The sequence below is a fragment of the Rhodococcus sp. A14 genome (assembly GCF_011603105.1).
GTDB lineage: Bacteria > Actinomycetota > Actinomycetes > Mycobacteriales > Mycobacteriaceae > Rhodococcus_F > Rhodococcus_F opacus.
The window spans coordinates 1-416 of the sequence record NZ_JAAOQS010000334.1 but is presented as its reverse complement, the minus strand read 5'-3'; the positions used below and the strand labels follow the sequence as shown (position 1 = coordinate 416).

Annotated in this window: 1 protein-coding gene; it reads left to right on the top strand. The window is 57.7% G+C overall.

Annotated features, from left to right (window positions below; translation table 11 throughout):
- Window positions 1–416 (top strand): sulfite exporter TauE/SafE family protein (locus G9373_RS47565; protein ID WP_240961178.1); only part of this gene is annotated, 416 nt, incomplete at both ends.

Below are 416 nucleotides of genomic sequence, written 5' to 3'. Positions count from 1 at the left end.
GGTTGAATTTCTGCCGCACGGCTTCGCGCACGAAGCGGAATTGGTGGAGGTTCATGGCTGCGCGGTCAATAAGAAGAACGGGTGCGAACTGAACGCTACTTATAACCGACGCCATATAAACAAACAATTTTTTATTGGTTTGGGATATGAGGCCAGTTCATTACGATGCTCGAACTTCGTGATAACACGCCCTCACTGTCCCTGCGCGATGACGCTTGCCTATACGATTTCCGGTCTGCTGGTCGGCCTGTTGGTCGGCCTGACGGGCGTTGGCGGCGGCTCGCTGATGACGCCGCTGTTGACGTTGATGTTCGGCTTTTCGCCGGCGACCGCTGTGGGCACCGACCTGGCCTTCGCCTCGCTGACCAAGGGTGTCGGCACGATCGCACACCGCAGCCACGGTCATATCCGCTGGG